The 19619-nt window shown below is 62.1% G+C and carries 19 protein-coding genes and 1 pseudogene; 11 read left to right on the forward strand and 9 right to left on the reverse strand.

The features are described 5' to 3' along the window. The first annotated feature begins 156 nt into the window (after positions 1-156). Together C3Y92_RS09510 and C3Y92_RS09515 are read left to right on the forward strand one after the other, a co-directional pair. Positions 157-1128 carry a deoxyhypusine synthase family protein gene (locus C3Y92_RS09510; RefSeq protein ID WP_129351973.1) on the forward strand — a complete coding sequence of 324 codons (972 nt, stop codon included), beginning with the start codon at positions 157-159 and terminating at the stop codon, positions 1126-1128. A 114-nt stretch (positions 1129-1242) separates the two neighbouring features. After that, complete coding sequence (locus C3Y92_RS09515; protein ID WP_129351975.1) at positions 1243-1485, forward strand: hypothetical protein; 243 nt, start codon at positions 1243-1245, stop codon at positions 1483-1485. A 163-nt stretch (positions 1486-1648) separates the two neighbouring features. Here the strand turns inward: C3Y92_RS09515 and C3Y92_RS09520 are convergent, their stop codons facing one another. Together C3Y92_RS09520 and C3Y92_RS09525 are read right to left on the reverse strand one after the other, a co-directional pair. Next, positions 1649-2098: a cereblon family protein gene (locus tag C3Y92_RS09520; protein WP_129351977.1), complete on the reverse strand. Its 450-nt coding sequence runs from the start codon at positions 2096-2098 to the stop codon at positions 1649-1651. A 146-nt stretch (positions 2099-2244) separates the two neighbouring features. After that, complete coding sequence (locus C3Y92_RS09525) at positions 2245-2505, reverse strand: cereblon family protein (RefSeq protein ID WP_129351979.1); 261 nt, start codon at positions 2503-2505, stop codon at positions 2245-2247. A gap of 301 nt (positions 2506-2806) precedes the next feature. Here C3Y92_RS09525 and C3Y92_RS09530 point away from each other — a divergent pair, with 301 nt between their 5' ends. The 3 genes from C3Y92_RS09530 (at position 2807) to C3Y92_RS09540 (ending at position 5563) form a co-directional block, all read left to right on the forward strand. Continuing rightward, positions 2807-3820 carry an aminoglycoside phosphotransferase family protein gene (locus C3Y92_RS09530; protein ID WP_129351981.1) on the forward strand — a complete coding sequence of 338 codons (1014 nt, stop codon included), beginning with the start codon at positions 2807-2809 and terminating at the stop codon, positions 3818-3820. Beyond that, positions 3817-4563: an HAD family hydrolase gene (locus C3Y92_RS09535; protein ID WP_129351983.1), complete on the forward strand. Its 747-nt coding sequence runs from the start codon at positions 3817-3819 to the stop codon at positions 4561-4563. Before C3Y92_RS09530 ends, C3Y92_RS09535 begins: the two co-directional genes overlap by 4 nt. Before the next feature lie 82 nt (positions 4564-4645). After that, positions 4646-5563: a hypothetical protein gene (locus tag C3Y92_RS09540; RefSeq protein ID WP_129351985.1), complete on the forward strand. Its 918-nt coding sequence runs from the start codon at positions 4646-4648 to the stop codon at positions 5561-5563. Between the two features lie 252 nt (positions 5564-5815). Here the strand turns inward: C3Y92_RS09540 and C3Y92_RS09545 are convergent, their stop codons facing one another. From C3Y92_RS09545 to C3Y92_RS09555, 3 genes are read right to left on the reverse strand one after another with little or no spacing between them, the layout of a single operon-like run. Next, positions 5816-6073, reverse strand: a complete 258-nt coding sequence (locus tag C3Y92_RS09545; RefSeq protein WP_006919228.1) for an amphi-Trp domain-containing protein — start codon at positions 6071-6073, stop codon at positions 5816-5818. A gap of 22 nt (positions 6074-6095) precedes the next feature. Next, the gene (locus C3Y92_RS09550) at positions 6096-7109 is read right to left on the reverse strand and encodes a hypothetical protein (RefSeq protein WP_129351987.1); all 1014 of its coding nucleotides are present in this window, start codon (positions 7107-7109) and stop codon (positions 6096-6098) included. A 10-nt stretch (positions 7110-7119) separates the two neighbouring features. Beyond that, positions 7120-7923, reverse strand: coding sequence for a ParA family protein (locus C3Y92_RS09555; RefSeq protein ID WP_129351989.1), 804 nt, complete (start codon positions 7921-7923; stop codon positions 7120-7122). Between the two features lie 120 nt (positions 7924-8043). On the opposite strand from C3Y92_RS09555, the gene C3Y92_RS09560 reads away from it, so the two are divergent. From C3Y92_RS09560 to C3Y92_RS09570, 3 genes are all read left to right on the forward strand, one after another. Beyond that, entirely contained in the window at positions 8044-9273 is a 1230-nt protein-coding gene (locus C3Y92_RS09560) for a radical SAM protein (protein ID WP_129351991.1), read from the forward strand. A gap of 91 nt (positions 9274-9364) precedes the next feature. Continuing rightward, on the forward strand, positions 9365-9565 hold the full coding sequence (locus C3Y92_RS09565; protein WP_207214037.1) for a hypothetical protein: 201 nt from the start codon (positions 9365-9367) through the stop codon (positions 9563-9565). Between the two features lie 60 nt (positions 9566-9625). After that, positions 9626-10657: an IS5 family transposase gene (locus tag C3Y92_RS09570; protein WP_165352102.1), complete on the forward strand. Its 1032-nt coding sequence runs from the start codon at positions 9626-9628 to the stop codon at positions 10655-10657. A 152-nt stretch (positions 10658-10809) separates the two neighbouring features. On the opposite strand, the pseudogene C3Y92_RS09575 reads toward C3Y92_RS09570, so the two are convergent. The 4 genes and pseudogenes from C3Y92_RS09575 to C3Y92_RS09590 form a co-directional block, all read right to left on the reverse strand. Then, positions 10810-11285 (reverse strand): annotated as a pseudogene (locus C3Y92_RS09575) (transposase); the annotation flags it as partial. A gap of 70 nt (positions 11286-11355) precedes the next feature. Continuing rightward, on the reverse strand, positions 11356-12912 hold the full coding sequence (locus C3Y92_RS09580) for a MinD/ParA family protein (protein ID WP_129351995.1): 1557 nt from the start codon (positions 12910-12912) through the stop codon (positions 11356-11358). Beyond that, positions 12909-14510, reverse strand: a complete 1602-nt coding sequence (locus C3Y92_RS09585) for a sensor histidine kinase (protein ID WP_235669674.1) — start codon at positions 14508-14510, stop codon at positions 12909-12911. Before C3Y92_RS09585 ends, C3Y92_RS09580 begins: the two co-directional genes overlap by 4 nt. A 494-nt stretch (positions 14511-15004) precedes the next feature. Then, positions 15005-16117 carry an AI-2E family transporter gene (locus C3Y92_RS09590; protein WP_129351999.1) on the reverse strand — a complete coding sequence of 371 codons (1113 nt, stop codon included), beginning with the start codon at positions 16115-16117 and terminating at the stop codon, positions 15005-15007. Positions 16118-16323: 206 nt separating this feature from the next. Here C3Y92_RS09590 and C3Y92_RS09595 point away from each other — a divergent pair, with 206 nt between their 5' ends. The 3 genes from C3Y92_RS09595 to C3Y92_RS09605 all read left to right on the forward strand — a co-directional run bounded on the left by C3Y92_RS09595 (position 16324) and on the right by C3Y92_RS09605 (position 19618). After that, entirely contained in the window at positions 16324-17325 is a 1002-nt protein-coding gene (locus tag C3Y92_RS09595; protein WP_129352001.1) for a rhomboid family intramembrane serine protease, read from the forward strand. 271 nt (positions 17326-17596) lie between these two features. Beyond that, positions 17597-18100 carry a PH domain-containing protein gene (locus C3Y92_RS09600; RefSeq protein ID WP_006917897.1) on the forward strand — a complete coding sequence of 168 codons (504 nt, stop codon included), beginning with the start codon at positions 17597-17599 and terminating at the stop codon, positions 18098-18100. A gap of 63 nt (positions 18101-18163) precedes the next feature. Continuing rightward, positions 18164-19618, forward strand: coding sequence for a sensor histidine kinase (locus C3Y92_RS09605; RefSeq protein WP_129352003.1), 1455 nt, complete (start codon positions 18164-18166; stop codon positions 19616-19618). Position 19619 lies beyond the last annotated feature (1 nt).

Here is a 19619-nt window from a genome sequence, read left to right on the forward strand (position 1 = left end):
TGGACGGTGCGCCCGAGAGAGGATATGGTCGAAGCCTTGCGCCATGGGGACAACATTGTTTTCGAGGGCTTTTTGCCCCCTTCCCCGGACGCCGCAACGGAGCAGGAAGGACGCGAAAAGCGTCGCTTCCGCTCAGGAATAACCCAAGGAGCCGCAATGTCTTCCATATCCCGTTTCATGGAAACCAATTTCCGCCACTTCAACGCCCGCGAGACCCTGGACGCCGCCAAGGCCTGGAACGATCTGCTGGGGCGCGGCGGCAAGATGTTTCTGACCATGGCCGGCGCCATGAGCACCTGCGAACTGGGCATTTCCCTGGCCGAGATGATCCGCCAGGACAAGGTCCACGCCATCAGCTGCACCGCCGCCAACCTTGAAGAGGATCTTTTCAACCTCTTCAACCACAACGAATACAAGATGGTTCCCGAGTACCGCGACCTGTCGCCCGAGGCGGAAAAGGCGCTGTACGACCAGGGGTTCAACCGTGTCACCGATACCTGCATCCCCGAAGGCGTCCTGCGCCAGGTTCAGCGCCGCATCTCCAAGCTGTGGGCCGCCGCGGCCGAGGCCGGCGAACCCAAGTTTCCCTACGAGTACATGTACGCGCTGCTGGATCAGCCCGATATCGCCCAGTTCTTCCAGATCCCCAAGGAACATTCCTGGGTGCTGGCCGCCAAGGAAAAGGGCCTGACCATCTATTCCCCGGGCTTTGAAGACAGCACGCTCGGCAACATCTTTTGCGCCGAGGTCATGCAGGGCCACGTGAAAAGCCACAACGCCATCCGCACCGGCACCGAGCAGATGGAAGTGCTGGCCAAGTGGTACACCGAGCAGGGCAAGGCCGGCACGCCCATCGGCTTTTTCCAGATCGGCGGCGGCATCGCGGCCGACTTCCCCATCTGCGTCGTGCCCATGCTGATCCAGGACTTAGAGCTGGAAGACACGCCTTTCTGGGCCTACTTCGCCCAGATCGGCGACTCCACCACCTCCTACGGGTCCTACTCGGGTGCTGTGCCCAACGAGAAGATCACCTGGGGCAAGCTCGACATCGACACGCCCCGGTTCATGATCAACTCCGACGCCTCCATCGTGGCGCCGCTCATCTTTGCGTATGTTTTAGGCTGGTAAACGTCAAAACGACTTTGCATTCGGCGCAAACGGGCGTAGGTTCAAGACAAATATCCCGGTTATCGGCCCGCTGCGGGCGGGCAGGCCTTATAATCGCCAAACCTGGAGAGCGTTATGAGCAACTACACCGAAGCCGATCTTCCCAAGAGCATCAACCATGAAGAGATGGTGACCTTAAGCGACGGCACCACCATCCGCTTCGAGACCAACGGCGAAGCCAAGGACATCTATGTGGGCGACGCCTTTTGTGCCAATGTCCAACTCTTTCCGGGCAACGACTATTGTGTCGAAGCCGGCGGCAAGAGCTTCAAGGTGACGGCGGAGTTCGAAGACGTGATCACGGTGAGCGTCGCCTAAGGCAGGCTACGACGACGAAGACCATTCCGGCCGGGGGCTTTCGGGCTCCCGGCTTTTTTGCGTGCAAAGCCGGGGCGTGGCCGCCTCCGGGTGGAAAGCCTCCGGACGGGAGGCTTTCACGGCGAAGGGGCTGATGCTGTGGGGATAATTGTCAGCAAAGGCCTTAAGCGGCATCCTTGTCGATATCGGCGGCCGGGGCCAGATGGTCGAGTATCAGGCCGTAGAATCCCATGCCGTCGGCCTTTTCATGATGCCAGCCCAGATGGTTGCCGCACGAGGCGCAAAGGGCCATCTGCCAGAAACCGTCCTCGCCCAGGCCGAAATCCATGGCGAAATGGCCGGCGGTCATGCAGCCCGGGGCCAGGGAGAAACAGCCCATCTCCTGATCAATGCCGTGGGCCGTGGGCATGAGATGGCGATGGGAACCATTGACGGCGATGCGCAGGCTGCCTCTGGTGACGTCCTCGCCGCAGTGGGCGCAGACCATGCGGTCGGCGCCGGCCAGAATCGGGTTGTCGAAAACGGGTTTCACGATGATGTCCTTGTCGTCCGCGTCATCGTCCCAGGTGAGGCTGATGGGCGGGGTGGTGGGGATAAGGGTCAGGTGGTTCATATCGATCCCTCCGGGCGGCGGGAATTTGACGTCCGTCCGCGTTGCAGGGTTGGGAGACAACATTTTCCTACCGAAAAAGTCAAGATTAAATAGGGCGTCCTGCCTTCCTGGCAAGCCGTGCTCTGTTGGAAGTTGTTATGCAGGATTCAGGCCAAATTCTCCGGCATCTGGTGCAGACGGTTGAGGATTAGCCCGAAAAATGTTCCTCCATCGCTCTGGACATAGCGCCAGCCCAGATGCCGGCCGCAGGCGACGCAGACGGCGGCTTGCCAGAGCGTCCCGGGAAACCAGGAGAAATCCGACGTGGCTGAACCAATGGCGGCGCAGCCCGGGGCAGCGGCGAAACAACCGATCTCGAAAACATGCCCCAGGGGATTGGCAAAAACATGGCGGTGGGTCCCAGCCACGGCCACGCGCCAGGAAGGGGCCGTAATCATGAGCCGGCAGGCGGCGCAGACCAATCGCGAACCATTGCCCCTGGTTGTCGGTTCCGACCGACTGCCTTCCCCAGGCGACTCTTGAGGCCCGGGATTGTTTGGCAATTCCCGAAAGCAAGCCGGAATAGCCGGAGCGTGATGAAATAACGCGGCGGGGTATTTGCAAGCGGCAAGTGTTGGCATAGGTTAACCATGGTTATACACGCTGGTGTCTGGGTCAACAGGACACAGAACCACAAAAATGTAGCATAAGCCTGCAAAGTTGTCGCCCATGCGTGAGTATCTCGGACACCTCGCCACCACCGATCCGCTTCATGGCTATTTGCGCGACGCCATTTTGCCGCACCTGGTCCAGGCCGGGCAGGAACCCCGCTTCCGGGTTTACCGTGTCTCGGCCGAAAGCGCTGTCTACCTCTATGAGGACAAATGGACCGAAATCCGGGTCGTGGGCAAATTCTACGCCCGGGCCCGGGGCTTAAACGGCAGCAACGCGCCGCAATCCGCCGCCAATGAACGCCGCAACCTGGAATACGCCCGCAGCCTTGGCCTGGATGCGTCGCCGGACTACGTGGCCCGGCCCCTGGGCGTACGCGAGGACCTGGGCGATCTGCTGGTGGTCGAACACCTCGCCGGCGAACAGCTCGACGCCATTGTCGCCGCCGCCGCCACGGCCGGGAGGGGCGACCGGCTATTCCGCAAACTGTCGGGCCTGGCCCGTTTTTTTGCCCGGCTGCACAACGCCGCCGCCGGTCCCGAGCGGGTGGATTTCGGCCGTACCCAAGGCTACTTTGACCGGGTGGTCGGCTATCTCGCCGTCCATGGCGGCCTTGCCGAACGCCGGGCCGCCCGGCTTTACGAACTCGGCCATGCTTACGCCGCCCGGCCCGAACACTGGCAGGACGTCCAGGTGGCGGTGCATGGCGACGCCACGCCGTCCAATTTCCTGTTCGGCCGAGGCCAGACGGTCTATGCCATCGACCTTGAGCGCATGCACCGCGACGACCGGATCTATGACGTGGGCCGGCTGTGCGGCGAACTTAAGCACTGTTTCCTTCAGATGACCGGCGACATCGGCCGGGCCGAACCGTATATAGGCCACTTTCTGTGGGAATACGCCGGCCATTTTCCGGATCGGGAGCGGACCTTTGCCTCGCTGTCCGGCCGGCTGCCGTTTCATCTGGGGCTGACGCTGTTGCGCATCGCCCGCAACGGCTGGCTGGACGCGAACTACCGCAAACGCCTCGTCCATGAGGCGAGGGTGATCCTGAGCGGAGGACTGGCATGATCGTACGGGCCATCATCTTCGACATCAACGGCACGCTCATTGACATCAACACCGATGAAGGCAACGAGCAGATCTACCGCTCCATCAGCCACCTGCTCAAGTATTACGGTATCCGTACCAGCCGAGGCGACGTGCGCGACGGCTACTACCAGATATTAAAGGCCCAGCGTCGGGCCGGCGGAGAGGCCTTTCCGGAGTTCGATGCCGTGGCGGTGTGGCGGGAATTTCTGCAAACGCGGCTGGAGCGCTCGGGCGTGAGCCTGCCCAAGGCCAAGATGGCCCAGTTGCCGCATTTCCTGGCCGAGCTGTACCGAGGCATCTCACTCAATCGCCTGGAGCTTTATCCCGAAGTGCGCGAGGTGCTCGACGAACTGCGGCCGCGCTATCGCCTGGCTGTCTTGTCCGATGCCCAGTCGGTCTGGGCCGTGCCCGAGATGCGCATGGTCGGCATTGAGCAGTATTTTTATCCCATCGTCGTCTCGGGTGATCTTGGTTACCGCAAACCCGATCCGCGCATCTTCGCCCTGGTCCTGCGGCGTCTGCATCTGCCGCCAGATGAGGTGGTCTTTGTCGGTAACGACATGTACCGCGATATCTACGGCGCGCGCCAGGCCGGCCTTCGTACGGTGTTTTTCGCCACTGGCCAGGGCCAGCAGGCCATGGATGGGGTGGAAGCCCACTACAACATCTACAGATTCGGGGAACTACGAAACGCCATCCGGTTTTTCGAGGAGCAGGGCTGAGGGCAGCGGAACATGGCCTTGGTTATGACAAGCCGTTTTTGATGTTTTATACTGGTTTTTTGTTTATTGCTGTGGAGTTGATATGTCTTTGAAAGTTGTTGACGTGGCAGTGAATGCTTTGGGCAAGCCTTTTCAGACAACTTTGTCTATTTTGTCGCTGCTCAAGCACAGCCATAAGCATATAGATAAAATTTACCTCATAGCGGAAAATGCAAATACGCCAAGGCAGTTGAACGGATTTGAATTTATTAAGAACAAGCTGAAGTCGAGATTGATATTTTATGTTCCGACAAATTTTTACTGGATTCGTTTGATGGATGTTGATTCGATAATTGAAGAATACGCCAGACTGTCTGTGCGATATCAATATGCCTGGGAGAGGACGGATAAGGATTATCTTTATATATGTCATAATGATACTTACCATAAGCAAGATGTTGTCGGACTTTATTTAGACAAGTGCAAAGAGCATATTGGTGCAGGAAGTGTTGGCGCGTGTGCGGGGTGTCCTGCGTATCATGCAAAGAAGTGCTCAGGCGAAAAATATCTTTCCTATAGGCCAAGCTATCAAGAATTGTTCGATTTGTATGAAAAACATGATTTTGACAAGTATAAAAATTGCACTCCCTTTCATTTGGCGAATTTCTGCGAAGCATACAGATCAAATCCTTGGCCGCTTCCTCCATGTCGCATAAACGAATGGTCGTGTCTGATTAATATGCGGTTGGTCCGATCCGTCACAAGTCCGCTTGGTCCTGTTCCTCCTTTCGGATGCATTGCTTCTTGCGGCGGGTATGGTATAGATACCGGAGCCTTATGGTTTCATGATGTGCATCGGTTCGGGTGTACGGCATGTCACTGCGATATTTCGGATTATATAGACCACGGTTGTGGCCATCGGTCTATGCTTGATCAAGATGTATATTATAAGAACGAAGAGCTGGCAAAACAAAAGCTGCAAAGCGAATTCGGCATCAATCCACACGCTATCATCTGCTAGTGTCGTGTCAACGGAAAGCGCATGGCGTATTTCGTAGGCAACAGACTAAAATATGAGTTTTTCTTGAGTGATTGGAAAACTCTCGTATCTGTCAAGGGAGGCTATACGAGACGTTTGTGCTGTGGAGCCTCCGTAAAGAGAGGAAACCATCAACGCTCTGGCTGTACGGAAGGCATCGAGACGGGCGGCGGGCCTCCGGCTTAACGGGAGAGGACCGTGCGCCTTCTCCCGACAGCCGGAGGCCTTTGCCGTTTACTCTCCTGCGAACCCGTCCATTTCCTTGTGTTTTTTCCAGGAAATCTCCAGGGCGAATTTTTCCTTGTCCTTTTTTTGCGACGCCTTCATGTCCACGTTGACCAGTACCGAAGGCCGCAGCGTCAGCGACTCGTCGCCAGCGGCCAGGGTGACCAGACCGGCTTTCATGTCGGCCGCGAGTTTTTCCAGGTTGGCGATGACTTCGGTGATCTGCATCACCCCTTCCACCTTGATCCGGCTCTTGTCCTTTTCCATGTGAGACTCCTTGTTGACGGCGTCAGCCGATGATTTCAAAAGCGGTCACGCGTCCCCGGGCCAGGACCACCGAACCTTGGCGTTTGGCGACAAAGGTGGTGAGCGGCGTCAGGGCTTCCATGTCCAGGCTCAAGCCCGGCAGGCGGTTTTTGAAAAAGCAGCCGTTATCGAACAGCGTCAGGCTGTGTCGCCCGCGGCCAATAGGCCGCAGGCGCGCGGTAAGCACCGGCAGCGGTCCGGTCGCCGTGCCCGGACGCCAGCCGGCCGAGGCGGCGTTTTCCAGCGGCATGGCGATACGTTGCAGGGCGTGGCTGAAAAAAAAGAGTTTTTCCACCGGCAGGGCGTTGGTCGATTCATCGACGTCCACGCACAGAGCGGCCTCGCCTTCGGGAAGCAAGCCTTCGAGCACGCCGCGCAGAAACACGGCCACAGGATGGGCGTCGGTGGCCAGGGCCGGGCCGGCCGTGCCCGGACAAGCGGCCGGACACGCTTCTTGCGAAGCGGTCGCGTCGGAGGCAAGCACGCAATCCGCTTTGGCCAGGGCTGCGGCTTCTTGGGCCAGGACCGGCGCAGCTGTTTGGTTGTCGGCATCAGTAGACGGTAGAACCGGGTCTGGCGCGCTGGAGAGTACGGCCGGCTGGTTTGCTTCAGGAGCAGGGCCAGTCGCCATGCCAGGAGCGGACTCGGGTGATCTGTCCGCAGCGACGGAAAGCGGCTGGGCGGGGATGGCGGCCTCGGCCAGGGCGGTGGCTTCCGTGACTTGAGCCGAGAGCGGCGTTTGGCTGTCGGCGTCCGCCAACGGCTGGGCCTTTTTTGGAGCGTCGAGGGCCGGAGTACCTTTGGGGCTGGTCGCGGTTGCAGTCACCGGCGCCGGGCGGTCGTCGTTGGGGGCGGCTGCCGGCTCTTTCTTGGCCGTATTGGCCGAAACTCCGCCCTTGGCGGCGGCTGGTTTGCGGCGGGGGGCGGCAGGCTTGGAAGCGGAGGGTTTGGGCGCGGCCTGCAAGGGATCGCGCCCCAGACGGGAGCGGTTGGCCATGGTCGTTTCCTTATGGGTTGCCGCCGGCAGAGGCCGGGGGCGGCAGGCGCAGCCGGACGGCCGTCTCGACGGCCAGGGCGGCGAAATCGGCCGCGCCGGCGCTGCGGGGGGCGTAGCGGAAGATGTCCTGGCCAAAACTCGGCGCCTCGGCCAGGGCGACGTTTTCACGGATGACGGCAGTGAGGGCCATGCCGGGGAAATGGCCTTCCACCAGGGTTTTCACTTCCCGGTGCAGGCGTTTCTGGGCGGCAAAGCGGTTGAGCACGACCCCGGCCACAGCCGGGGCGTCGCCGCTGGCGGCAAGCTCGGCCAGGGTGTCCATGAGCCAGGCCAGGCTTTGCATGGCCAGGAAATCCGGGGTCATGGGAATGAGAATGTCGGTCGCGGCGTAAAGCGCTTGCTTGCTCAACTGGCCGAGGTGAGGCGGGCAGTCGATGAGGACCGCGTCATATCCGGCAGACTGGCGCAAGATGTCGGCCAGAAGGCCGGTGGATGCGGCGGCGGCGGCCAACCGCGTTTCCGTGCCGGCCAGGGCGGCCGAGGCAGGGAGGACGTCCAGCTCGCCGTCGCGGACCAGAACGGATGCAAGTTCGTACCGGCCGTCCAGCAGGCCGCTTAGTCCCTCCTCGGGGCCGACGGTCTGCCCCAGGGAGGCGGTCAGATGGGCCTGGGGATCGGCGTCCACGGCCAGGACGCGCCAGCCGGACCGAGACAGACCGGCAGCCAGGTTGACGGTGCAGGTGGTCTTGCCCACGCCGCCTTTGTGGTTGCAACAAGCGATGATGCGCGGTCCTGGCGCGGTGGAAACATCCATGGGTGTTTCATGCCCCAGGGTCGTTACGATTTGGCGTCAGGAGGCTGGTTGGCCCGGTCCGACGCGCCATCGTCACCAATCGGACATGACTCCGCGCCCGGCTGGGGTTAGCCCGTCGCCATGCCGATTCTGAAAATACTGCGTCGCCGGGGCCGGCCGCGCCAGGTAGTGGTGCAGCTCACCGACCGTTGCAACGCCCAGTGCTTCCAGTGCGGCATGAACGTCGGCAACGGCGGCCCGCGCGGTGACCTGGACCGCGAGGCGGCCAAGCGCATCATTGACCACTGCGCCGCCCTGGGTGTTTCGGCCCTGTCCTTTACCGGCGGCGAACCGCTTCTGGCCGGCGACCTGCTCTGCGAACTGCTTGATTACGCAGGCCGGGCCGGCATCGAGTATCTGCGCACCGGCACCAACGGCTACCGGTTTGCCCGGCCCGACGCGCCGGATTTCATGGACCGCGTGACCCGGCTGGCCGCGGTGCTTGCCGCCACGCCGGTGCGCAATTTCTGGATCAGCCTGGATTCCGCCCAAGCCGGGGTCCACGAAGCCAATCGGGGCTTTCCCGGGCTGATGGAGGGGATTGCCCGGGCTTTGCCCGTTTTTCACGCCCATGGCCTGTATCCCACGGCCAATCTGGCCCTGACCCGCCTCATGACCGGCGAAACGCCCCTTGAGGCGGACGATGCGTCCGGCTTTCAGGAACTGGCCGGCCAGGGCCTGTCGCGCTTTTTCACCACCGCCGCCGGCCTGGGGTTCACCATGGCCAATTGTTGTTACCCCATGAGCGACGACGACGCGGCCAAGGGGGCTTCGGCTGCCTACGCGGCCACGGCGGCCGATAGGCGGGTCAGCTTCGCCGATTGGGAAAAGCGGGCGCTGTTTGCCGCCCTCGACGCCGCAGTGGCCAGGCATCGGGGGGATTTGCGCATTTTCACCCCCCGCTCGGCCGTGGCCGCCCTGATCCGGCGCTACGAGGGCGCGGCCAGGGCTGACCGGCCCTGCCTTGGCGGGGTGAGTTTTTTTTACGTGAACCGCCATGGCGACTGTTTTCCCTGCGGCTACCGGGGACGCGAGAATCTGGGACCATTTTGGAAGCTTGGCCGGGAGCGGTTGGACGGGCAAGCCTTTTGCCGGGCCTGCGACTGGGAATGCTTTCGCGACCCCACCGAACTGCTGGGGCCGCTTGGGGATCTGGCCGCCGGCCTGCCTGGCTGGCGCAATCTGCTGGGACTTGGACTGCGCGACCTGGCCGTCTGGGCCGCTGATCTGCGCTACTTCGCGGCATGCCGGCAATTCGACGGCCGCAAACCGCCGGACGCCGCCCGTCTGGCAGCCTACCGCTCATCCTGATGGTCGGCTGGCGCAATTGCCCTGGGAGGCGTTTCGGGCCATCATGCTCGGGAGCTGGCGCAGGCTCGCGCCATCGTCCGGGAGAATCCGCATGGCCGTCGTCAATTATCCCGCCATACTCCGTCTCGGCTTCGCTACGGCGCGTCAGGGACACCCCGGGCTGTGGGTGCTGGCCGCCACCTGCCTGCTGTTGGCCATGCTGGCCGGCGGCTGCGCAGGCGCGCCGGGCAGCGCCGCGCGCCGCGATCAGGCAACAACCATAGCGAGACCAGTGCACAGTAAGTTTCAATAAAGTCTTGTAAAAATATGTATTTAGCGTATATTTTTTCCATCGAATTCGATGGAGGCGAGCATGAGCGAACGCACTTCTTCCAAGCCCGGCATTGCTGACTACGTTGTTGCCCGTCGCAAGCGCAAAGAGTGCTTTCTCGACGAGATTGATCGCCTCATCGACTGGAACCCGCTGGAAAAGCTTTTGCGCAAAACGCTCAAACGGGTGGCCAACGCCGTTGGCAATCCGGCCTATCCGCCGCTTCCCATGTTCAAAATCCTGCTCCTCCAGCGTTGGTACAACCTCAGCGACACGGCGGTGGAAGAGGCCCTGTACGACCGCTTCTCCTTCGTCCGGTTCGTTGGCCTCTCCCTGGATCACGACGAAGTTCCCGACGCCACTACGATCTGCCGCTTCCGCCAGAGCCTCGTTGAGCGCAATGTGCAAAAACGCCTGCTTGACAAGCTGAACCACCAGTTGCAGCGACGTGGCCTCCTCGTCCGGGAAGGAGCCATCGTCGATGCCAGCGTCGTTTCGTCCGCGCGCCGGCCGTTCAAGGTGCTCGACGTGCTCCCGCAGGATCGCCAGGAAGACACCGAGGGCGGGACCGATGTGACGATCAGCTACTCCGATGACGCCGAGGCGGCCTGGCTACGCAAGGGTAATCGCGCGTATTACAGGTACAAAATCCACGCCGCCACGGATACTCGGGACGGCTTTGTCCTCGGCGGCCATGCCACGCCGGCAAACCGGTCCGACACAGAAGAATTTGTCGCCGTCCTGGATGAGGTCGACGCGAAAGCCGGCGAGAGTATTTTCGCGGACAAGGGATACAGCAGCCAACTCAATCGCTATGTGCTTCAGGTTCGAGGCCTTGCCGACGGCATCATGCACAAGGCCGCTCGCAACCGGGAGCTGACTCCCTCGAAAAAAAACGCCAACCGTCAAATCAGCAGCGTCCGTGCGAAAGTTGAGCGAGCTTTCGGCACCCTCAAGCGCGGCTATGGATTTCACCGCGCGAGGTACCTCGGACGAGCCAAGGTCGAGCTGGAGTTTCTCCTCAACGCCATGGCTTTCAACCTGAAAAAAGCCGTACTAAAGGCAGCCTGTTGAGTATAAGTGCCTCCTTTGGCGGCGAAAGCTGCCGAAGAAGGTGGAAAACAGCCTGAGTCCGGCGGAAAATCACGCAAAACTGCCGATCTTACCCTCGAAATAGACCAGAAAGACGGAATTCAGGGACCTCACAGAATTGTGCAGTGGTCTCTAAATTTATTTTTGTTCGCACTGGCCTTAAGATGTGTGGAGTCGGTATAAAGCACCTTCCGCCAACCATATTGCGCCGAATAGCTTGCAACACGATTTCGTCGAATATTTCCTGGTAAATCTGGCTCTGATTGAACCTGCGGCGGCGGTTTTGACTGAAGGTGGAGGCGTCTGGAATTTTGTCCTCCAGGGTGAACCCCAGAAACCACCGATAAGCGACATTGACCTTTGTTTCTTCAACGAGACGCCTTTCGCTACGGACACCAAACAAGTACCCGAGAAAGAGCATCTTGAACAAAACTACCGGATCAATCGCTGGTCGTCCGTTGTCTGAGCAATAAAGATCTTTAACTTTTTCAGTTATAAAGCTAAAGTCGATATACTTAGCTACTTTCCGCAGGAGATGGTCATTGGGAACAAGGTTCTCAATGCAGACAAATTCGTACTTAACTTGCTTTGCTACTGTCTTCTTTAGCATGAAAAATAACAAAGCCCCCGCCAAAAGGCGAGGGCTTTGTCAGCAGTCAGAGCCCCGCAAGGGGCTTTTTTTATGGTCGGTGGTCGTGTTGGGCCAGATGCGGCGTCTCGCGACGGCGGCTTGCGGCGGTGGCCAGCAGATTGCAGACCGCGCCCTGGATGTCCAGGAGCTCCACGGGCATGGTCAGTATCTCTCGCGGTTCCTTGGCGGGCAGGGCCGCGAACCGGGCGGCCTGGTCGTGGTTGGCGGCCAGATAGAGCGTGGGGCGGTCCCCCTTGGCGGCCAACAGGTCGGCCAGCCCTGCCGAAGGCGCCTGGCGCACCAGGAGCAGGTCCGGCGGCTGGATGGCGGCGGCCTCGTCGGACAGGGGGCAAAGTTCCAGGCCCAGGTCCTCCAGAATGTTTTCGAGAATGGCCCGCCACATGGGGTCGGGGCAGATGACCATGGCCTTTTGGTCGGGCTGTGACAGGCTCGGGGCCGGGGCCGGGGCTGGCGTGTCGGTCCGGTCCGGGGCGTTCTCCTCGGCAAGGGACCCGGCGTCGGTCGCGGCTTGCGGTCCGGCGGCCAAGCTGTCGAGGAGTTCGCGCACGTCCTCGATACGGGCTTCGGTATCCCGGGCCGCTTCGGGGTCGGTCTGGGCCAGCAGCCGGGAATTGGCCGCCAGCCGCCGCATGAGGGCTTCCAGGCGTCTGGCCAATTCGCCGGAGACGGGCGGCCGGCCCGAACCGGCCAGGCCCGGCGGCAGGATCGGGGCCTGCTGGAGACGGATGACGGTTTGGTCGAAGAAATGCTCCGGCCGGGTGAGGTTCGCGCTGTCGCGGCCGGCGGCGTCCAGTCGCCTGGCCAGGTCGCGGAAGGCCTTGGCGGCCGGCGAGGCGCTCTCCATTTCCACCAGAGGCGTTTGCCGGGTGGCGGCCCGGTACAGGGCCGGATCGTCGGGGATGATGCCGGCCAAACGGCAATTGACGCCCAGGTGATTCTCGGCGGTTTTTTGGATGCGCTCGAAGACCGCCTGGCTGCGCTGGTGGGACAGCGACCGGTTGATGACCAGAAGCGGCGGCCGGTGCAGGCCGTTTTCCTTGAAGACTTTGATGAGGGCATAGGCGTCGGTGATGGAGGACGGCTCGGGATTGACGATGACCAGCACGTCGCCGCAGGCCAGGCACATGGAGACGACCTGGGCCGAAATGCCGGGCGAATTGTCCACCAGCAGATAGTCGTAGTTGATGAGCTTGTGGAACTCGCGCACCAGATCGGTGCGCTTGTTGCGCGACAACTCGGCCATGCGCGACACGCCCGACGAACCCGACACCACGTCCACGTTTCGCCCCACGGACAAGATGGCCCGCTCCATGGGCACGCCCTCGAAAAGCACCTGCTCCAGGGTGACCACCGGGTTGATGCCCAGCAGCACGTCGACGTTGGACAACCCCAGGTCGGCGTCGAGCAGGCAGACCCGCTTGCCGAGCCCGCCCAGGGAAAAGGCCAGGTTCACGGCCACGCTGGTCTTGCCCACGCCGCCCTTGCCGCTGGCCACGGCCAGGACCCGGGTCCAGGCGCCGCCGGTTTCCAGAAGGCCGTCCTCCCGGGGCAAGGCGGCTTCGTTTGGTTCTGGGGCGCGGATCATGAGCGGGCCTCGTTGACTGCCTTGGCCTCGGGAACAGGAGTGGTCAAGGGCAGGCGCACGGCAAAGGTGGAGCCTTCGCCGAGGCTGGTAAATAGTTCGATGCGTCCGCCGTGGGCGCTGGCGATGCGCTGGGCCACGGCCAGTCCCAGGCCCGGCGCGCCGTTGCCGGGAATGCTCTGGTAGGGCTGGAAGATCCGAGCGCGCACTTCCGGCGGGATGCCGCCGCCGGAATCTTCCACGGCGATGACCAGATCGTTTTCGTGGATGTCCACCGAGACGCCAAGACATAGTCTGCCGCCGTGGGGCTGCATGGCGTCCAGAGCGTTGACCAGGAGGTTTTTAAAAAGCAGCCGCAACTGGCGGGGATCGCCCTGAATGTCGGGCAGGTTGTCCTGGAAGGAGCGTTCCACGACAATGCCGTTGGCGGCCAGGGTGTGCTCAAAAAAGGATAGGGCCTGGGCCACGATGTCGCGCGGACGAAGGGTCTCGAAGGTGGAGCTGTCGCCGGCTGTGTTTTCCTGGATGTTTTCCAGACGCATGGTGGCGATTTCGAGCTGTTCCAGGCTGTTGGACAGAATTTCCTGGCCCTCGGCGTCGGGCAGTCGCGCGCGCAGGAACTGCATGGCCAGCCGGACGTTGCTGAGCTGGGGCATGCAGCCGTTGAAGATGCCCAGGGCCGCCTGGTTCATGGCGGCCTGGAAGCTCAGGGCGCAATCGGCCGGCGCGTCGGGCAGGGCGGCGCCGGCGGCTTCCAGGCTGTCGGGGTCGCACAGGGCCGAGAGCTTGGTTTTGATCTCGGCGAGGTAGAGTTTTTTGTATTCCTGGAGCAGCCACTTGAGTTCGGCGATGCCCTCGGCGTTGCAGGGTAGCCAGGCGGGTTTTGGCGTGGTGGAAAAGCTGTGGTTGAATTGCAGCCCCAGTTCCATGCGGCCGGATACGAGGTTTGGGCGCTGGTAGCGGATGGAGGCCACGATGAGAAATTCGTGGCGCTGGCTGCCGGTGGGACCGGGGAAAGCCATCTGGAGCAGCAGATCGCGACCGTTTTTGATGTCCTTTTTGTGGAGGCGGTAGGTTTCGCGGTCCAGGGAGATGCAGGCCCCCTTGGGCGAGATGTCGATGAGTCCCCGCTCGTGGTCAAAGCCCTTGGGCATGTGCAGGATGAGCGGATTGACCATCTTGAGCAGACGGATGTTGTCGCACTTCTTGACCAGGCACCAGGCGGCCAGGATGGGCGCGTGGCGTGGTTCGAGCTGGAGCCGGTCGGTCTTGTTGTGGGAGATGCGGTCGATGTGCCGGGGCAGGGCCAGGCGCAGGCGCGTGGCCGAGACGGCTTCGATCAAGCTCGTGGTGCAATTAATGAATCCCGGCGGATGGTCGGCGTCGGGCAGCAAATAAATGGTGATGTCAATGGTTTGGCCCGGGGAAAGGCTGGCCGGGTCAAAGGGATGGTATAGGCTTTCGATTTCCAGGGCCTCGCCGACAAGGGCCACGGGCCGAAAATTGAGCCGGTCGGTGAGACCATGGGGCTGTTGCAGCTTCACTTGGTAGATGGAGCGCCTAGCCAGGGACTCCTTGACGACGGCCGCAGGAGATTCCATGTTGTCGTTTGTGTGCAAAAAGAACAGGATTTTTCGGAGGTAATCAAATATCATGGCGTTCCTGTTCCGGGCGTGCTGACCCATATTTGCGTGAAACGTCGCCTGTTGTGAAGAAGTCTCCTCATTCGAGTCTGTTCGGAATAATGGCAACCATTTTATGATTTCAGCGTTTCATAGACTATCTGGTATATGCGATGTTGATGCACTTTTAGTGGATTGTTGATAATACGACACTGACAAAGATTTATAGGCGTTGTCAAGCGCGTTGCTCGACGATGATGGCTGTATATGGAATGGTTGCTTGGCTGACGCAGTCTTCAACTGGCGTTTTCGCATGGATTGTTCCATCGCGCCTTGGCCTGACGCCAGGACGGAAGATGCGCCCTGTGACGACAACAAACCATGGACGGAGCCGGCCCGAACCAGCAGGCTTGGGCTGGGCGTCGGCGTTTTGGCCGGCGAATGTTGGGGCGGCCGGGCGGCTGCGGAGAGGATCAGTCTTCCGGCAGGCAATCGGCCGGCGCCGGGGCCGCGCCGCGCTCTTCGAGCACGTGGCGGTAGTCCTCGGCGTAGAGCGTGAGCATCACCATGGCAAAGCCCAGGATGAGCGGGCCGTAGAGGATGCCCAGCGCCCCGAAAAATTTGATGCCGCCGATGATGGAGAGAAACACCCAGAAGGTGGACATGTTCGACCGGTTTTGCATGAGCAGCGGCCGGATGATGGAATCGATGCCCGACACCACCACCGCCCCCCAGCCCATGAGGAAAAGCCCCCACTGCCAATGCCCGGTCAGCATGAGGTAGATGGCCACGGGCAGCCAGATGATGGCCGTGCCGACCACCGGGATAAGCGAGGCGAACCCCATCATGCAGCCCCAGAAAAAGGGCTTGATGCCAACGATGAAAAGCCCGATGCCGCCGGCCAGCCCCTGGGCCAGGGCGATGAAAAAGGCCCCCAGGATCACCGACTTGGCCACGTCGTCGAGTTGGCGGAAGATGCGGTTTTCCTGATCCGTGGTCAGGGGCAAAAGGTAGCGCAGGCGTTGCATCATGCGTTCGCCGTCGCGGATGAGGAAAAACAACACAAACATGAGGATCACGAAGTTCATGGTCAACACGAACACGTTGCCGATGATCTTGGTGCCGCTGTCAATCAGCATCTGTCCGGCGGTCTTGGAAATGTCGATAAGATCGGCTTGCAGGGCGAGCTTTTTGAGGTCGAGAAAGGGCAGATGCTCCTGCACCCAGTCCATGTAGGGCGAAATGGCTTCGTGGCTGAAAAGCTTGTTGAAGTCCGTGGATGCCAGCTGGGCTTGCAGGGCGTTGACGGACTGCACACCTTGGGCGAGCAGCGACCCCAGGAAGAAAAAGATCGGGATGATGATGCAGGTGAAAATCAGTCCGGTGGTCAGCAGGGCGGCCAGGGTGGGCCGGGGGCCGCAAAGGCGCTCGACCCGGCGCTGTATGGGCCGAAACAAGGCGGCCAGCACCACGCCGATGATGAGGATGTTGACGAAGGGCGTGAGCACGATGGCGGCCAGACTGAGCGCGCCGGCCAGGATGAGCAGCAGGAAGACGGAATAGATGGGCTTGCGGGCTTGGTTCATGCCCGGCCCTTACCAGACCGGCGCGCCCGGCGGCAAGGCCTTGGCCCGCTCCACGTTGCCAAGCGCGAGGCGGCAGCTCCAACACGGGGCGCGCGCCCAGCCTTGTTCCCCCTGTTGCGAACCGCCCCCCATCCGGCTTAGTATGCCGTTCACATGTTGCAACCACGCCGAGCCTTTGGCCTTGTTTGTCTCCGGGAGTCCGCCCCGTGACCGACGCCCCCCGTCCCGCCGCGCCGCGCCGCGCCCTGCCGCCGCCGACGCGGGCCTCGCTGTGGCCCAGGCCCGGGCTGCGCGATATCACCCAGACGGCCACCGGTTCGGCCTCGCCGGCCACGGCCATCCGCGCCCGGGAATGGGAACTCGTGCTGACCGCCCGGACCATCCCCCACGCCATCCGCCGCCAGGGCGGCGGCTACCGGCTGCTCGTGCCGCGCCGCCGGGCCGAGGAAGCCCTGGACGAACTGGCCGCCTACGCCGCCGAGCGCCAGGCCCGGCCCTTGCCCGATCCCGAGGCCGACGCCGCTGTCCTGGCTGCCCGCCCGCCCACCTGGCCGACGGTGGTGGCCGTCATGGGTGTCCTGGCCGGCGTCTGGGGGATTTTTCTGGGCCGCAGCCAGTTTTTTGGCCGCCTCATCGACTGGCGCGAACTGGCTGCCGGCGATTCGGCCCGGATGCTGGCCGGCCAGTGGCATCGCGCCGTCACCAGCCTTTTCCTTCATGCCGACCCAGCTCATCTGTTCGGCAACGCGGCCAGTGGGGCGCTTTTCCTGTCGCTGCTGTCCCGGGAGGTCGGGGTGGGGCTGGCCTTTTTCCTGGCCTTGGCCGCCGGCGGTTGTGGCAACACGCTCAAGGCCGTGATCCAGGGGCCGGGAATGCACTTTCTCGGCGCGTCCACGGCCGTGTTCGGCGCCCTTGGGGCCCTTGGCGGAGCGCGGCTGGCCCACCGCTGGCCGCCCTTGACCTTTCGCCGCTCGGCCCCGGCCGGCGCGGCGCTCATGCTGCTGGCCATGCTCGGAGCCGGCGGCGAAGACGCCGGCCCCATCGATCTGGCCGGCCATTTCTTCGGCTTCCTGTGCGGTGCGGTCTTCGGCCTTTGCGCCGGCTTCGCCGTGGCCCGCCACGGCCGGCCCGGCCACGCCGCCCAGGCCGCCTTCGCCGCCGCCGCCCTGGGCGTGGCTGCTTGGGCATTCGGGGTGGCGTTGCGGTAGGAGAGGAGCTGAAAAGAGCTGGAGAAAGAGGAAGGTGCTCCGGCGGCTGGGGGCCTGAGGCCCCCAGACCCCGTATGGGAAAAGGGGATAGGGGAGAGTGTCGTCGCAAGGGGCGTGGAGAAGTCGGGGAGAGCGCCCTGGGGCGACGGTCGAGTCTGGGGGAGGGCGGCCAGGAAGGCTTTGCCTTGGGCGGGGTTTTCGGATAAACCCATGGATCGTCGCCGGTCGCGCCGGTTGAAGCGGCGGCAAGACGCCTGCAAGTGGGGATGCCATGAGCCTTAAGGGCCTTGTGTTCGAGGGTGAGGAGATCCGGTACCGGACGGGCAAGCACTGGATCGTGCTGGCCAAGGCGGCGGTGCTGTTTGCCTTGGCCCTGATCGTCTGGTCGAGCGAACCGACGCTCACCAAGCTTGTGCAGTTCAAAGTGCCCGAGGAACTGGAACGCTTCGTGCCGAAGATTCTGGCCGTGGGCGTGTGGCTCATTCGCTACGTGTTCTTCATTCTGTTCACGCTGCTGGCCTTGGTGCGGCTTTTCTCCTTTTTCACCCTGCGCGTGGGCCTCACCGACAAGCGCCTGTTGTGCGACGACGCGCTTTTCGGCAGCTTCTCGCTGGATCTCGGCAAGATTGAGTCGGTCAAGTGCGAGCCGGGCGTCTTCGGCGGCCTGCTCGGCTACGGCAAGATGATCCTGACCGCCTCGAGCAGCCAGCGGCTGGTCATCACCAACCTGCGCCGGCCCCATGTGCTGGCCCAGGAGATTTTCGCCGCGAAATAGCCCTCCGGGGCCGGCCCGGGCCGCCCGACCCGTGGCCGCCTTTCCGGGCCGTGGACCGCCGCCATGTATCTTTCCCGCAAGCCCATCAAGCACTACGGCATCTTGTTCAAGCTGCTGGTGGTTTTCATCGGCATCATGGTGGTGGCCTATTTCACCATCTCCACGCTGCTCATCTATATCAAGGATTCCGTCAACATCTCCCGTGACATCGTCAAGGTCCGCATCGAGGTGCTCACCATTTCCCAGCGCCTGGTGGACAGCCTGCTCGTCATGGAGGAGAACCAGAAGAAATACGAGATTATCCATTCCGAGGAATACAAGAAAAACTTCATGACGGCGCTCAATGAATACAAGAACGCCATCTGGAGCATCTTGTGGTTCCGGTACGAGGGTTTTTCCGCCTGGGAAGAGCTGCACGCCGAGTTTCGCAAGGCCTTTCCCGATTTGGCCCAGGGCCGGGAGCTGACCAAGGAACCCTGGATCGACCAGGATACGCTCAATCAATGGATGCGCATCGTGGTCAGCGCCCGCCAGGACAACGAACGGGTGCTGGAATCCGGGATGCGCGAATTGTTCCGCATCAGCGAAGCGGCCGTGTCGCGCGGCCTGTCCGGGCTGACCATCTCCATCGGCGTGGGGCTTCTGGGCGTGCTCTATCTGACCTATTCCTTGAGCCGGCCGTTGCGCGAACTGCGCCGGGGCATCCGGGCCTACACCCGCGACGGCCGCCTGGAGCCCATTCGCGTGCTTTCCAAGGATGAGCTTGGCGAACTGGGCGCGGCCTTTAACGACATGACCGTGCGCCTCAAGGAAGAGGAGCGGATGCGGGCGGATTTCATCGACATGGTCAGCCACGAGATCCGCACGCCCCTGACCTCGATCCGCGAGTCCGTCAACCTCATGCGCGAGCGGGTGCTGGGCGACGTCAACGAGCGCCAGAAGCGCTTCCTCGACATCGCCAGCGATGAACTCCAGCGCATTTCCGCCATGCTCACCAGCCTGCTCAAGGTGTCCAGCATGGCGTCCCAGATCGTGGACCTCGCGCCGGTGACGTTTAATCCCGAGGAACTCCTGCGCGAGACCCTGGAAAAAGCCGGTCCGGGAGCCGAGGCCAAGGACATCGCCCTGACGCCGCGCGTGGCCAAGGACATCGTGTCCGTGGTCGGCGACCGGGAGTTGCTAGGCCAGGCGCTGTACAATCTGGTCGGCAACGCCGTGAAGTTCTCCCCGGCCGGGCGTACCGTGCGGGTGGGGTTGGAGCTGGCCGACGGCGGGCAAAAGGTGCTGGCGAGCATTTCCGACGAAGGCCCGGGCATCCCGGAAGAGGAGCAGGCCTACGTCTTCAACAAGTACTACCGCGGGGCGCGCACCAAGCGCAGCACCGACGGCATCGGTCTGGGGCTGAGCATCGCCAAGACCATCGTCGAAGCCCATGGCGGGAACATCTGGCTGTCGAGCCTGCCCGGCAAGGGATGCACTTTCTACTTTACAATTCCTGTGGATGGGGCAAGAGCGTAGT

The sequence above is a fragment of the Solidesulfovibrio carbinolicus genome (assembly GCF_004135975.1).
Classification (GTDB): domain Bacteria; phylum Desulfobacterota; class Desulfovibrionia; order Desulfovibrionales; family Desulfovibrionaceae; genus Solidesulfovibrio; species Solidesulfovibrio carbinolicus.